Consider the following 15,089-nt stretch of genomic DNA (forward strand, 5'->3'; position numbering starts at 1 on the left):
AAAAATTTTAATTTATCCAAATATTAATGTCATAATTACCAAGTCCTTCTTGTTCCAAATAAGCGCGCCCAATAGCTATACCGACAGCAGTCAAAGAAAACTGAGTGAATCCTTTTAAGTTCCAAAGATTAACAATGTGATTAAACCTATTAATCTTATCTGAGGGCATTTTATACTTACGACATAGCTTCTTCATCCTGTTTTGAGCGTCATCATCAATAACAACTTTGTCTATTATATTATCATTTACCTCATAGTAAATGTCACTTTTATCAAACTGTAGCTTCTAATACTGTTTGCAATTGCTTAATCTGCCCTTGCAAATTTGCCTTCTCATGCGAAATAAACTGATACTCAGCTCTTAAGGCAGTAATTTTATCTTCTGCTGCAGAAAAGGCTTTTTGCAAAGAACCCAGATTATCTTCAGCCATTCCGAGCCTTAGCTGGCATTCAACCAATTCATGGCTTTTAGTTTCCATTGCTTGGCGCTGAGCAAAAAGCTCCTCAGAACTAGCAGCCAAATTTTGTTCAAGTGTATCATAATTAGCCTTTAAAGCAATATACTCTTGCCGTAGCTTGGCGGCTTCTTCAGTCACTACAGCCTCTCGAGCCAATGAGGCATGATAGTCTCTATCTAAGCCAGCACAACGCGCTTCCAGGAAAGTTTTTTCCCGTGTGATTAGCTCTACCCTTTCCTGGAGCTGCAATAACCTTTGCTCATACGCTACCCGCTGTTTTTCCATAATCATGTCTTGTTCTAGCCGCAATTGCTGTGTCGCTGTCTGGTAGTGCTCCAGATTATCCTGGACATGCTTTAACAGCTGATGCAAACGTTCTTTCTCAGTCTCACCTTCCTGATGGCGTGCTTGAAAAGACTCAATACGCTCAACAGCCATAACTTTTTCTTGTCGTTCGGTTATAAGTTCAGCATTAAGGCGTTTATTGTCCTCCGTCTGTTGATGCAGCTTCTCTTCTAAGACATGAACTCTACTCTGCCATTCACTATCTTTGGCTTTATATTGGTTAAGCTGCTGCTGCATTTCCCCGAGCGCCGTATCGTACTCTTCCCTACAGCCATCTATCATATCATCGGCCTTAGCCTGCAACAATCGCCATAACTCTTTTACCGCAGTTAGAAGCTCAGAAGGCAAACTGCCATTATCATCAAGAGGCAAACTTTGTTGTTGCTTCCATTCACGTAACAAACGCGTAATGGTGCTTTTACTGCCCGTGCCCAACTCCGCACGTACATTATCGCCGGTAATAGCTTTACCTTCCGCCTGCAATTTAGGGATGACCTTTACCACATCGGGGTTCTAGGCGTAAACCGTCGAAATTTCCGGACATTTTTTGCGCACTATGTTGGTTTAGTTCGTCGTGGAACAACTTCCTGTTCAATAACAGCTCTCTTTTAGAGCTCTAAATTAAAGTTAATCCCTATCCACCTCTTTCGCTAAACCGCGATTTTTTCTAGGAAATTCTGGTGCAATTGTTTGAACTCACCGGCTAACTGGGCTTTTTCTTGCCCTAGAATCCATTTTTCATTGGCTAACAACTTATTCTGATCCATTGTTTCATCCAGTTTAGATTTTATCATGGATAGCTGCTCATTTAACACCGCCGCTTCCGTCTGAAATGTCATTATTTTCTCCGTTTGTGCCTTTGACTGGATAGATAATGCTTCACATTGCGCTTCCCAATGCTGAGCGCTTTCAGTTTTTTGTGCAAGTAGTCGCTTTACTTCATTCAGCGCTGAGGCCATATTTTCATAGTCTTTAAACTTATCATTATCTTGCAACAGTGTAGCCTGATACTCGTGTTGAAGTTGAATAAACTTTTTATCCCATTCATTTTTTTCTTGGCTCAACCGCTTATTTTCAAGTTTTAGAGGTTCAATGGCTTTTTCCAATCGCCGCCGCTCTTCTTCATTACGCAAGTTATCGGCTTGGCGTTGTTCAACCATGGCGGTGCGATAATGCTCTAGATTAACCTGAATTTGTTGGTTTTGTCTATGCAATTCATTTATGCGGTTTTCTTTTTCGCGTAACTTTTCTTCTATACCAGCTAACCGTGTTTGCAAAGTTGCAATGGTAGTCTGTGCCGGAGATAGCATTTGTTCTAGTATGATTTTTTCCTGAGTCAACGCGTAGGTTGATTGCTTCAACTCCGCTTCACTCTGCAACAATCTATTATTTTCTTTTTGTAGCCGCTCTATCTCTTGATTAAGCTCAGCATTGTTTTGAATTGCTATCTTTTCTATGGTGGCTATTTCTGCTTCAGCTTGTGACATGACGCGCTCCCACAAACCCTTCATTAGCACAACCAACTCTTCTGGCAAATGCTCTTTGCTGGCGATTTGTTGGGTTAGATCTTGCTTGTCACGCCAAACACGTAAGTGGCCCGCGATGGTGCTATTGCTGCCAGTCTTCAGAATGATGCGACACCGCTCAATGGTGGGTTCATGCCCACCAGCAATAAGCTGCGCGGCGGCTCTAGCTACCTCGTGGTAAGTGACCCCAGGCCTGGACATAGAGGCTCCTGCGTTTTCTGTATCGTTTATCGTTTTTCATTTTATAACGTTAATCCATATTTATGCAAATAATATTTTGAGCAAAATATACTATCTATAAGGACCGTTATCAATACTTATATGTTAACTTCTGAAAACCGTTACTGTAAAATAGCATTTTAACATCTAAATATGGCGTTATGCTTAATAAATATCCGGAAATTCCGAGGTTTCTCGGTTACAACCCTTTTTACGTGACTTCCGGCCAGACCTAAAATACATCAAGATTAAAGCAATACACGTATATCCGGTTTAACTGACCATATTAATAAAATAAACACCCACGTACCATTAATTGCTATATAAATAATACTCATTGAAATGATAGCGGTTATTTTACTCTGTATCGAAATACTGTATTTTTGAATTACTTTCCAAGCCAAATAACCGCTCCAAAAAGTAGACAGTAGCAATAAAATGAATTTCCCCGTCGTTATCCAGGTAAAAATAATGTTTTCATTACGCAATAAAGTAATCGTATTTGCCAATAAGCCAATAAAAACGCCACACCCAGCTAATGGAATCAGGGTTTGTGCTAAGTGATTAAAGCGCGCTATCTGGAATTTTCCTATTATTCTGGTTGTGGTATACAGCAGTAAAAAAACAAAACTACCCATGCATATACTAAATAAAACAATGTATCCAATTACCAAGAACCCATCTAACCAACTAAAAATATCTTGCTGGTGGGGGTAGTTCGTAAAAAGCCACCACGGGGCATTGGTATCGAATGGCCACATGATTTCATTATCAATCAATTTGGTCGCCAAATATTCTTTTATTAGAGGAAGCCAATGGCTAACAGACCACTGAAATGCTCCCAAGGCAATACCCAATAGCCCATAAATAATGAATATACTTTCCCACGTATTTTGTTTCTTTAGACTTTGTTCTACAATTTCTTGATTGGGTGATCGAGGAGATAAATGAATAGCATTTTTGTAACCACTGCATTTTCCACACATATGACAGCCAGACGCGCTTGTCATATGACGAAGTGGTAATAAGGTTGGGCAATTAACTGTAAGTGTTTCAAGCGGCTCTTGTTTCCACTGAATTTGATTGGATTGATACCAAAACGGAGCTAATTTAGCTAATAAAGCGAAAACTCCATTAACAGGACATAAATACTTACACCATACACGATTTGATTTGCCATAAATAAAGCCAATAATTATGGCCGCTAGTGTAGAGCCTCCTAGGATCAACAGTACCGGTTTGGGATATTGATAAACGCTTATCATTTGTCCATAAATAGTTGTAACACCAAAAGCAATAAAAGGCCAACCACCAAAGCGCATCCAACGAGGAATAGGACGGCCCAAACCATGTGAACTGGCTATTTCGGTAAGAGCACCTTCTGGACATAGAACGCCACACCACATACGGCCAAATAACACAATACTTAATATAACAAAAGGCCACCAGATCCCCCAAAAAGCAAACTGCGCAAACAAGGTTAAATTTTTTAAAATATGTGTCTGAGAAGAAGGCAAAGGTAAACAGGCAGGAACGATAATTAAAATAGCATAAAAAAGAATAATATTCCATTGTAATATACGAATGCGCTTACCATTTCGCTGTAACCAATGTCCAATCTTTTCAAGAAGCATAACTATTTTTAACCGGTTGCTGACGAATACCTTTTTTTGATTTTCTAAATAGGAGATACACCAATGCCCAATAACTGCAATAAACGAATAGTATCATTAAAGCAGGCTGTGCTCTATATCCCGTTAAGCTTGCTACGATTCGTCCAATGGTACTTTGATCACTCAGTAAAAATGAGCTATCCCAAATTCTATCTTTGATGACAGGTAATATCTCTAGAGAGATCAAATGGTCAACACAAGTATTGACTAATCCTGCCGCCAATAGTAAAAGTAGGATTTCCGTAATTTTGAAGAAATAGCGCCAGGATAAAAATTGCTGTCCTATTTGAAATAAATAAAATGTCAATGCTGCCAAGATAAAACCGCTTATCAACGCTAATACCATACTCATGGAAATTATTCCATGTTGACCAAAACCGAGTGCATAAATAAACACTACAGCTTCACTGCCCTCACGCGCGATCGCCAATGCTGTCATTAGGGTAATCGCTATGCCCCAACGACGTGAATGATAATTTTTCTGCAAGGTATGTTGCATTTCTTCTTTGAGTGCCCTGGCATGAGTTCGCATCCAATATACCATGTACACTATCATGATAGCAGCGATAAACGCCGTGACAGCTTGCAAATAATCTTGCCCGTTGTCAGGAAACCACGAGTATAGATTTAAAAGTAACAAGCCTAAAAAAATCGCTGCTAATATACCCAGAAATACGCCTATATATAAATACAGCATTCCTTGAGAACGATGCCTATCATCTAATTGTTTAAGCCAGCTATACACAATTCCAACGATTAATAAAGCTTCTACGCTTTCTCGCCATATAATGAACATTACTTGTAACATGTTAACCCTCTTTTTATTCTGCTATTAGCACACCTTTGGCACTGGGATGAAAATCATCAAAGAAAGCATATTCTCCAGGTGCTAATGGCGCAATAATCAGAAAAGAATTAGCGCCTGGGGCTAATACTTTTTCTTTTCTTAACGAGGGGCTCTCAAATTCAGCAGCAGACAAACCTTTATTATTTACCAAAAGACGTATGCGTTGACCTGTTGGGACGCGCAAGACATCGGAGGGTAAGAATTTACCATCTTGCATCGTTAAGGTAAATGTAGGAAGAACCTGTGCTGTTGCTATTACACAATAACCTATGCTTAATAATATTAAAATGATTTTTATTTTAATATCCTCCTTTTTTACCAATACCAGCGAAAGTAAATACATAATGGGTTTCAAATGGTTTAAACCACTCTGCCACACCCGTTTCCTTATCAATATGTCTACCAAATTCAACTGGCGTTGCCATACTAGGTGGCATAATAGTATAAGTAAGATTGTATTTTCCTGGACCATCTAATTTTACATTATCACCATAATGTGGCCCATCATTTGCCACCATTGGCATTAACATACCTTCAATGGGTTTATCATGACTATTCATTTTTTGAATTTTATAATGTATTACCAAATAAGGGATCCAATCTCCTTCAGCAAAACCATTGACATTATTCTGTGTTGCATGAATATCTGCTTCTAAGTGGATATCCGCCTGTTTAGGATCCGGCATCATCCCTTTAGGAACCATTTCAATAGCTTGTAAATAAACAACCCCTATCTCCATACCGTTTTGTATAATAGGTTTCCCTATGGGATATTCCAAGGCCAGAGCATTACTAGCAATAAAAACCATCATAAGTCCGTAAATAATTTTACGCATAGCATCTCTCCACAAGAAAATGTTCCTCATTATAAATGCAAATGATTCTCATTTGCAAGTAAAAATATACCCTGAATGTAAACACCCTGGTTTAATTCACCGAAATTCCCGATAAGCGGTTGATCTAGAGGCTCGGCCGAGCCACTTACAAATTTGCTCTAAAATTCTTGATCCAGAATTTATCCTTTAAAATCAACTGATTACATTTTTATATTCATTATTTTATTTTGATTATTACTACACTGCCCTTATTCCATGAGTAATGACGCCTTCTTTAATATCAAAAAGACACTAACGTGGAAGATGCGCAGTAAAAAAAACCAGGAGCAACGGCTAGGCGCTATGAATTAAGCGGCATTATTATTTAATATTTTTATAAATTCTGGAATACATAAAGAGAGAAATATATAGTTCGACCCTACTTGTACTTTACCAGAATGCTATCGGCTAAAAGGTAATACGCCATTTTTGTCGGTATTGTATTGGCAATTACAGCTATTTTTGGTGTGGCTGGTAATAATGTGATGTACATTATAACAAAAAAATAGCTGAATAAGTTATCTTCTATGTCGAGAATAGGGATGTAGACATGAGAGAGAAAATTGATATAACTTGTTGCATTAGAAAATGCTAATGGGTTATTATGAGACTATAACCTCACTTAATAGAGATTAATTATGAATAATTGTGGATGTCAACCGCTAGCTACTACAAATGCTGAGCGAAAAATTTTAAAAATTGCGTTAACTTTGAATGTTCTGATGTTTATTGTAGGATTGGTTGCCGGTATAGTTGCTCAATCCACTGGACTGATTGCAGATTCATTTGACATGTTGGCTGATGCGTCCGCTTATACCATCGCTTTATTGGCAATAAATCGCAGTTTCAAATTTAAAGCAAAAGCTGCGACTATAAGTGGCGGGGTATTGTTAATACTGGGCGCTAGCTTATTAATTGAGGCCTTACGTCGAGTATGGGTAGGTAGTTTTCCAGAAAGTAGTACGATGATAATTATTGCAAGCATTTCATTGATCGTAAATACAATCGTACTCCGATTATTGGGCCGGTTTCGTAAAGGCGAAGCACATTTGCGTGCCACATGGATATTTACCCGGGCCGATGTTGTTGCTAATATAAGTGTTATTGTTTCTGGTATTTTGGTCGCCGCACTAGATTCTCGCTTCCCTGATTTAATAATTGGTTTTGCTATTGGTCTGTATATCATTAAAGAAGCTTTTGAAATTCTCAATGATGCCCGTAAAGGAGATTCTAGTGCAACATTCCATTAATTGTGGTATCGAGTCAAAAATACCCTTTTTGTGCGCCTAGAGTGAGTATTCCAGTGCGATTTGAATACACATGCGCTGAACTTCAATAAGGTATTAACTATTTACAGCTTTTTTGCTTCCATAGAAAATAAACTGCTGGAATAACCATCAACGTCAATAAAGTAGCGCTGATCATGCCACCTACCATGGGTGCGGCAATACGGCGCATGACTTCTGAGCCGGTACCACCCAAAAACATAATGGGCAATAACCCTCCTACAACCGCACACACCGTCATGGCGATGGGCCTTAAGCGCAATAAGGCACCATCAATGATGGCATTGGCGATATCCTCTTTTGTCAATGGGCAACCCTTTTCTTCTGCGCGCTGTTGGTATTTCTTGAATGCTTGGTTCAGATAAACCAACATCACCACCCCGATTTCAACCGCCACGCCAGCTAAAGCAATAAAACCAACCCCTACTGCTACGGATAGGTGATACCCTAAAAGATAAAGCAACCAGGCACCACCGACTAATCCCAACGGTAAAGTCGCTAAAATGATCACCACTTCAGTAATGCGGCGGAAATTCAGATACAGCAAGAAAATAATGATGGCCAACGTGAAAGGTGCAACCATTTCTAACCGCGCCTTAGCACGTGCTAAATACTCATACTGACCAGACCAGCTCAGGGAATAGCCTGACGGTAATTTGAGTTGTTGTGATACCCTTTGTTGCGCATCATATACATAAGAGCCCAAGTCACGGCCCGCAATATCCAAATAGACCCAACCATTCAGCTGCGCATTTTCGCTGCGGATCATATCAGGTCCTTCGGTTATATTAACCTTGGCGATGGTTTCCAATGGAATACTGGCTCCTTCACTGGTCACAATCGGCAATAGACGTAATTTTTCCAGTGAATCTCGACTATAGTGCGGATAGCGTAGGTTAACCGGATAACGTTCCCGTCCCTCGATCGTTTGAGTAATATTCATACCGCCTACTGCCATTTCAATAATATCCTGAACATCTTTTATGTTAAGACCATAACGTGCGGCTTCCTTGCGATTGATGTCTATAGTGACATAACGCGCACTCGCTGTACGTTCAGCATATACTGACACAGTACCTGGTAGAGGCTGTAAAATAGTTTCTAACTGTTGGCCTATACTTTGTATGGTTTGCAAATCAGGTCCGGCAATTTTTATGCCCACAGGGGTTTTAATGCCTGTAGCCAACATATCAATACGCGTGCTGATGGGCATTACCCAGGCATTAGACACGCCTGGCAATTGTAATTGTGTCGTCAGTTGTGCCCGTAATTTCTCAGGTGTCATACCTTTAGGCCATGTGTTTCTAGGTTTAAATTGAATCGTCGTTTCCATCATTGACAGCGGTGCCGGATCGGTGGCGGTGGCGGCATGGCCTATTTTACCAAATACCGTTTTGACTTCGGGAAAAGCATAAATCAATTTATCGGTTTGCTGCAAAACTTGTGCGGCTTTACCGGCAGATAATCCCGGAAAGGTCGTGGGCATATACATCAAATCGCCTTCATCCAGAGTGGGCATAAACTCAGAGCCCAAATGTAAAGCAGGCCATACACTCAACAAAACTATTCCTAAGGCAATAGCAAGCACAGCCTTAGGTGCTTTTAATACAGTCTGAATGACTGGATAATACAGTGCATATAGAACGCGGTTCAGTGGGTTTTGCCGCTCTGGTTTGATATGGCCGCGAATTAAATATCCCATCAATACGGGTACCAACGTAATTGATAACCCCGCGGCAGCCGCCATAGCATACGTTTTAGTATAGGCTAAAGGCGAGAACATTCTGCCTTCTTGTGCCTGCAGAGCAAAAATAGGTAAAAAACTGAAAGTAATAATCAATAGAGAAAAGAATAAAGGGGGGCCGACTTCTAGTGTTGCTTGCTGTATAACCTGCCAACGGTTCTGATCAGTAATAGTAGCATTTTCCATGTGTCTGTGCGTATTTTCTATCATGACAATTGCGGCATCCACCATTGCTCCAATGGCGATAGCAATACCGCCTAGCGACATAATATTCGCATTAATCCCTTGTAGATGCATGATGATAATAGCAGCAAGAATGCCTAAAGGCAGACTAACAATGATGACCAAAGACGAGCGAAAATGGTATAAAAAGGCAATACAAATCAGTGACACAATAATAAACTCTTCAATCAACTTATCACTCAAGGTATTGATGGCCTTGTGGATCAATGTAGCACGATTATAGGTTTCAACAATGTGTACCCCCGTAGGTAAGCTCGCTTTTAAAGCGGCTAACTTTGTTTTCACGCCTTCAATCGTTTTTAGTGCATTTTGCCCATAGCGCATCACAATAATGCCACCGGTAACATCACCCTGACCATTTAGGTCCGCAATGCCTCGACGCATTTGTGGTCCTAATTGTACGTTAGCAATATCCTTCATTAATATGGGGATACCATCCTTGCCTAGTCCCACTGGAATTTGCTCAATATCATAAATTGATTTTAGATAGCCTTTAACATCGACCATATATTCTGCTTCACTCATTTCCAGCGCTGCGCCACCGACCTCTTGATTCGCATTTTGAACCGCTTGTTTTACTTGCTCTAAAGTCAAACTAAAGGCACGTAAACGATTCGGATCCAGTGTAATTTGATATTGCCGCACCATACCGCCCACGGTTGCAACTTCCGCCACGCCCGGTATTTTTTGCAATTCATATTTTAAAAACCAATTTTGTATGCTGGTTAATTGTGACAAATTATACTGATTCGATTTGTCCGTTAAAGCATATTCATAAACCCAACCAACACCGGTAGCATCAGGCCCTAAAGCCGTAGTCGCTTCAGGCGGTAAACGATTCGACATTTGACTTAAGTATTCCAACACCCTTGACCGCGCCCAATACAAATCGGTGCCATCTTTAAAAATAACATAGACATAGGATTCGCCAAACCCTGACTCGGCACGCACCGTCACAGAGCCAGGCACCGCCAGCATCGCTGTGGTCAAAGGGTAAGTAACTTGATCTTCAACTACCTGTGGTGTCTGGCCCGGATAGTCTGTTTTAATGATAACTTGTACATCCGATAAATCAGGAATAGCATCTACGGCGGTGTTTTTAATCGTATAAATGCCCACTAACACGAGTAATCCTGCCAACAATAATACTAAAATGCGATTACGTAGTGACCAACGGATGACAGTGGCGATCATTTATTTTTCTCCGTGCCCATTTGCATCGCATTGGCTGGTGTTTGTAAACGCTGTAATCCTGCATTCAAATTAGCCTCTGAATCCAGCAAAAATTGTCCGGATGTTACTATTTTGTCTCCTACAGCAAGACCCGACAAAATCTCTACACGGTCTCCCGATTCCATGCCCACTGTAACGCGTTGTACCTGAAAACGCCCCTCACCTAAATAAAGGATAACGTGATCACGCTGGCTATTGCGGATCAATGCCGCTAAAGAGATATTCACAACAGGATTGTTTGACTCTACCAAGATAGACACATCAGCATACATATTGGGTTTAAGTTCCAAATTAGGATTATCAAATTTAATACGTACCGGTAAGGTACGTGTGGTTATATTGATGCTAGGATAGACATAATCAACTCGGCCTTGCCAGATTTTACCTGGAAAAGCCGTAATGCGAGCTTCAACTGGCGCACCTACTTTTACCCAGTTTGTTTGGGCTTCATCCACTTCGGCCATCATCCACACATTCGCTAGATCCGAAAGACTCATAATATCCAGATCTGGTGTAACTCGCATACCTTCTCTCACATTCAAAGCAATAATGACGCCATTTTGTGGTGAATATATATCAACCAATTGACTCACTTGATGGGTTTTTGTGAGTTGCTGGATTTGTTGTTCTGAGATTTGTAAAGCCCGTAATTGTTTGTGTGCTGCGTTGATAAGCGCTGCATTGCCCGAGTTTAATGCCAACAAATAATCCGATTGCGCATTAACCAATGTAGGTGAATACAGTTGAAATAGCAATTGTCCTGTATGTACTGATTCACCGGTCGCCTTCACGGTTAATTTTCTCAACCAACCATCGACATAAGTGTGGATATGGCTGATATTATCTTCATTGGATTGGATATAGCCTACGGTGTTGATGCGTTTGGGTAAAGGCCCCTTTACCACTAGCGCCGTTTGTATGCCTAGGTTCTGGACAACTGCGGGTGAAATATGAAGCGTATTTGAGTTGTCCGCTTTGGGATAAACTGGGACTAACTCCATTCCCATAGACGATTTACCCGGGCCTGGATAATGCACTTTCGGCTCCATGGGATCAATCCAGTATGAAGGTTTCACTTGCTCTTGGGGCAAGCTCACGACACCACTTTTTAAATAATATCCACTCACCCCGAAAATAATAAGGATACCAGCGATAGCGAAAAACATTGGCCGTTGCTTCATTTCGTTTCCCCTTGCAGATAGAGTAAATTAACACGGGCTTTAGCACGAGTAATTTGAATTTGTAATAATTCCATTTGTGCAGTCAGCTCGCCGCTATAAGCACGCAGTACCGTACTGAGATCGGTTTTTGCATCGCTATACGATGCTAAGGCCGCTTTAGCATTTTGTGTTGATTCAGGGATCAATTGTTTTTGATATAAGGCATCGCGCTCTGACAATCTTTGCCAAGTGGCATATTGTTGCTGTAATTCTTGCGATAAATCTCTATAATGTGTTTGCTGATCCATCTCGGTTGCTAATAATTGCGAATTACTGGCAGCGAGTTCTTTACTCTGTCGTTTACCGGTAAAAAAAGGTAAATCCACCGTGGCCTGCATCGTTACCATATTAGACCGCGGCATACCATTCTGCATCTCACCTTGGCGAACGCCATAGTCGGCTTCTAGCATCCACCCCGGTTTATATTGTTCTTTAGCGTAACTGACGTCATCCTTGGCTGCATTGATATTTTCCGCATCAATCTTTAGCAAGGGATGTTGTTGTATTTGTGTGCTCAAAGCAGATAAAGGCGGAGGTGCTGGCCATTGTGGTAATGTAGGCGTTATAGACCAACTCGCATCGTCTAAGCGAATCCAACGACTTAAATCCGCACGTGCGACATCGATTTGTTGCAAAAATTGAATGCGTTGATCTTGAAGACGCGATAACTCTAATTGCACTTCTAATACATCTGATTGTGTTGCTTTACCTACACTATATTGTGAGGTAACTGATTTCAATAAATATTGATACAATGTAATATTTTTATCAAAAATTTGTTTCGCATTAGTCCAGTAATAGAGCTCAAGCCAGCTTTCTCGTACTTTGCGTAATAAATCTAAACTTTCAGCTTGTTGCTTTTTCTCCATCGCTTTCGATAAATCTTCTGTTTTTTGCGATTTATATTTTAAAGAATGCCCAGGTAAAAAGGTCTGTTGCAGTCCAAATTGTACCATAGTCATATCGTCTTGATTAAAGCTAAAAGTATTAGTCGGCACATTGATTGCACCTACTGTGAGCTGTGGGTCAGGTAATTGACCATCCGCCACGGCTTGTTGTTGTAAGGCTTCTAGTCTTGCTTGCAAGCTGCGTAGCTCGGGCGCATTGGTTAGTGCTAAATGCTCCGCTTCGGGTAGGCTAAGTGTATTGGCGAAAATAGACAGCGGCGCAATAAAAATTCCCGCAAAAATGAAAATATCCACAAATCGGCGATAAAATATAACCGACAACTGCTTGAATGAGATAAACTTTTTTATCAATAGACTAGCAACAAGCCCACGCTGTGTCTTAGTTTGCATGTATCACCTATTTACTCCGATTTTAAAATGTTTTGCTCAGTATTCATACTCGTTGCTAGCTGCCGACATCCGTAGTTATTCATAACTGATCCCTTAAACAGCCTATTCACTTTATATTATTCCTGATAAACCACCATTAACCTTTGCAAAAGTTAAATTATTTTAAGTATCATGGCTAATGCCAGAATTGTCATTAATACGTCTTCAATAATCGCAATACTGCCTAAAGGTACTTTTAAAAAAGTGCCGACACAAGCACAATCGAATTTCTGTTTTGAAAGTTTAGCTTTAATGACACCAATGCTCGACACAAACATTAGGAAAAATACTGCTATATTGAAATATAAGCTAGCCGGAAATAGTATATAACCAAGACCCAAACCAAATTCAATAAATGGGTAAATATAACCATAGCGATAGAATTTCTTAGCAATTATGTCATAAGCAGAATAGCCGCTAGCAAAACCATCTAAATCTAATAATTTGAAGAATGAAAATATCAAGAAAAAAGCCGCCATAAAATTTGCCATAAAACCATCAAACTGCATGCTTTTTGCACTAATTATAGTGTTTGTCAATAATAAATAAAAAAAGATCAAATATATTGGCTTATAAGATGGTTTATCTTTTATACTTGCCGCAATGGGTAGCTCATTAATTGTGCTCACGGTATAAGTACCAATCTTACTTAATAGGGCATTGAGCTGATTAATATTTATTGTAATAGTGCTTTCAAACTCAATTATTGTATTGTTGGAACTAAAATTTAAAGCTGAGACGTGCAGTTCATTGATTAGCAAAGTACTAATTTTTTTAATACAACTTTCGCAGCTTATCCCGTGGATATTAAATTTATAATTCATGATTGTGTGCTCCAATTAGCCTAACTTTAGAATACGACTGCAAGACCAACAGTTAAGGTATTTTGCATGGCGGGTTCTCCATCGGCAGTTTGCAAATCTTTAAAAGTACCATAATTTTGTTCATGCTCAAATTCTGCAAAAATATTTAACCCAGGCATTAATCGATAATAAGGTCGTATAATATAACGCATTTGATTTAAACCGCTGCCAATTTCAGCTTCTGAAACTGTTTTTGAGGCTAAAATGCTACGGGCTGCTGCTCTAATAAAGAAATTATTGGTAATTTGTGTGTCTCGTGATAACTCCAAATCCAACTTCTCACTGCCGTCATGATAATAAGTCCTAACATCCGTATCAATAAAATAAGGCATTAAACCTTCTATGCCTAAACCTGGCTGCCAATACGGAGTTTGTGCGGGGCGATAAACGTAATTAGCGCCGCCTTTGATAGCCCAAAACTGATCCAGTAAATGCCAGTAAAAAATATCCATGTCTGCACTTTCAACTGTTCCATTTCTAATCTCAGCATCATTGGAAAATAGTTCTAATTTATTATAATCTGATCCATACAACCCTTTAAAAGTAGCTTTTTGATCATTCGCTATGGGACTTATGCCTATATCTAAAAAATTAGAGAGCCATAAACTATCTGGATGCGCCATGGGATGCTTAACGAGTGATGTATCTATGGGTAGGGCTTCATCTACTCTGACTATAGGTCGATTATGGTAGGGTGTTTGTTGAATTATATCTTGTGGTGTAGCTTTATCTTGAGTTATTTCTAATAAAGTCGAATATTGAAATGTGCGTGCCATACCAGACATCATGTGGTACAGCAAATGACAATGGAAGATCCATTGACCGCTTGCATCTGTATCTACATCAGCCGTGATAGTAGCGCCCGGGGGCACATCAATGGTATGCAATAATGGATCATAAGCTCCTTTGCCTTCACGTAAAATAAACCAATGACCATGAATATGCATAGGATGATGCATCATTGAAGTATTAGTAAATACAAAACGATACCGCTTCCCTGGTGCTAAGATAATAGGATGCGCCTTATCTTCAGGAACTCCGTTAATAAACCAAATGTATCGATCCATATAACCAAATAATTCCATGTTAATAACCCCCGCTATCGGTTTATTGGGGTCATTCGTTTCAACTGCAGCGGTTAAATTTTCATATTTTGTTCCTGATGTAGTGGCCCAATTTGAATTGGGTGGAGAAATGCTATCCCCTATTAGGGTTGATTC

12 protein-coding genes are annotated in these 15,089 nt (G+C 39.9%); 1 reads left to right on the plus strand and 11 read right to left on the minus strand.

The window, feature by feature from the left end; all coding sequences use genetic code 11:
• Positions 1 to 272: 272 nt before the first annotated feature.
• The 6 genes from K2P83_RS08215 to K2P83_RS08240 form a co-directional block, all read right to left on the minus strand.
• Positions 273 to 1,307 (minus strand): DNA-binding protein, encoded by a 1,035-nt coding sequence (locus K2P83_RS08215; RefSeq protein WP_292928108.1) that lies wholly within the window; start codon positions 1,305 to 1,307, stop codon positions 273 to 275.
• A 146-nt stretch (positions 1,308 to 1,453) separates the two neighbouring features.
• Entirely contained in the window at positions 1,454 to 2,530 is a 1,077-nt protein-coding gene (locus tag K2P83_RS08220) for a DNA-binding protein (protein WP_292928110.1), read from the minus strand.
• Positions 2,531 to 2,796: 266 nt separating this feature from the next.
• Entirely contained in the window at positions 2,797 to 4,182 is a 1,386-nt protein-coding gene (locus tag K2P83_RS08225) for a 4Fe-4S binding protein (RefSeq protein ID WP_292928112.1), read from the minus strand.
• On the minus strand, positions 4,172 to 5,029 hold the full coding sequence (locus K2P83_RS08230) for an FTR1 family protein (RefSeq protein ID WP_292928114.1): 858 nt from the start codon (positions 5,027 to 5,029) through the stop codon (positions 4,172 to 4,174). The genes K2P83_RS08225 and K2P83_RS08230 overlap by 11 nt, the downstream gene beginning before the upstream one ends.
• A gap of 13 nt (positions 5,030 to 5,042) precedes the next feature.
• Positions 5,043 to 5,411 carry a cupredoxin domain-containing protein gene (locus tag K2P83_RS08235; protein ID WP_292928116.1) on the minus strand — a complete coding sequence of 123 codons (369 nt, stop codon included), beginning with the start codon at positions 5,409 to 5,411 and terminating at the stop codon, positions 5,043 to 5,045.
• A complete protein-coding gene (locus K2P83_RS08240) occupies positions 5,368 to 5,904 on the minus strand; it encodes an iron transporter (protein ID WP_292928118.1) in 537 nt (178 codons plus the stop codon). The genes K2P83_RS08235 and K2P83_RS08240 overlap by 44 nt, the downstream gene beginning before the upstream one ends.
• Positions 5,905 to 6,581: 677 nt before the next feature.
• Between K2P83_RS08240 and K2P83_RS08245 the strand changes: the two genes are divergently transcribed.
• Positions 6,582 to 7,193, plus strand: coding sequence for a cation diffusion facilitator family transporter (locus K2P83_RS08245; RefSeq protein ID WP_292928120.1), 612 nt, complete (start codon positions 6,582 to 6,584; stop codon positions 7,191 to 7,193).
• A gap of 97 nt (positions 7,194 to 7,290) precedes the next feature.
• Here K2P83_RS08245 and K2P83_RS08250 read toward each other — a convergent pair whose 3' ends face one another.
• The 5 genes from K2P83_RS08250 to K2P83_RS08270 all read right to left on the minus strand — a co-directional run.
• A complete protein-coding gene (locus K2P83_RS08250; RefSeq protein WP_292928122.1) occupies positions 7,291 to 10,410 on the minus strand; it encodes a CusA/CzcA family heavy metal efflux RND transporter in 3,120 nt (1,039 codons plus the stop codon).
• Positions 10,407 to 11,630 (minus strand): efflux RND transporter periplasmic adaptor subunit, encoded by a 1,224-nt coding sequence (locus K2P83_RS08255; protein WP_292928124.1) that lies wholly within the window; start codon positions 11,628 to 11,630, stop codon positions 10,407 to 10,409. The genes K2P83_RS08250 and K2P83_RS08255 overlap by 4 nt, the downstream gene beginning before the upstream one ends.
• The gene (locus K2P83_RS08260; protein WP_292928126.1) at positions 11,627 to 12,967 is read right to left on the minus strand and encodes a TolC family protein; all 1,341 of its coding nucleotides are present in this window, start codon (positions 12,965 to 12,967) and stop codon (positions 11,627 to 11,629) included. Before K2P83_RS08260 ends, K2P83_RS08255 begins: the two co-directional genes overlap by 4 nt.
• Positions 12,968 to 13,119: 152 nt before the next feature.
• Entirely contained in the window at positions 13,120 to 13,830 is a 711-nt protein-coding gene (locus K2P83_RS08265) for a MauE/DoxX family redox-associated membrane protein (protein ID WP_292928128.1), read from the minus strand.
• 26 nt (positions 13,831 to 13,856) lie between these two features.
• Positions 13,857 to 15,089: multicopper oxidase domain-containing protein (locus tag K2P83_RS08270; RefSeq protein WP_292928130.1), on the minus strand; the 1,233-nt coding region annotated here is incomplete at its 5' end.

Source organism: Nitrosomonas sp., from assembly GCF_019752415.1.
GTDB lineage: Bacteria > Pseudomonadota > Gammaproteobacteria > Burkholderiales > Nitrosomonadaceae > Nitrosomonas.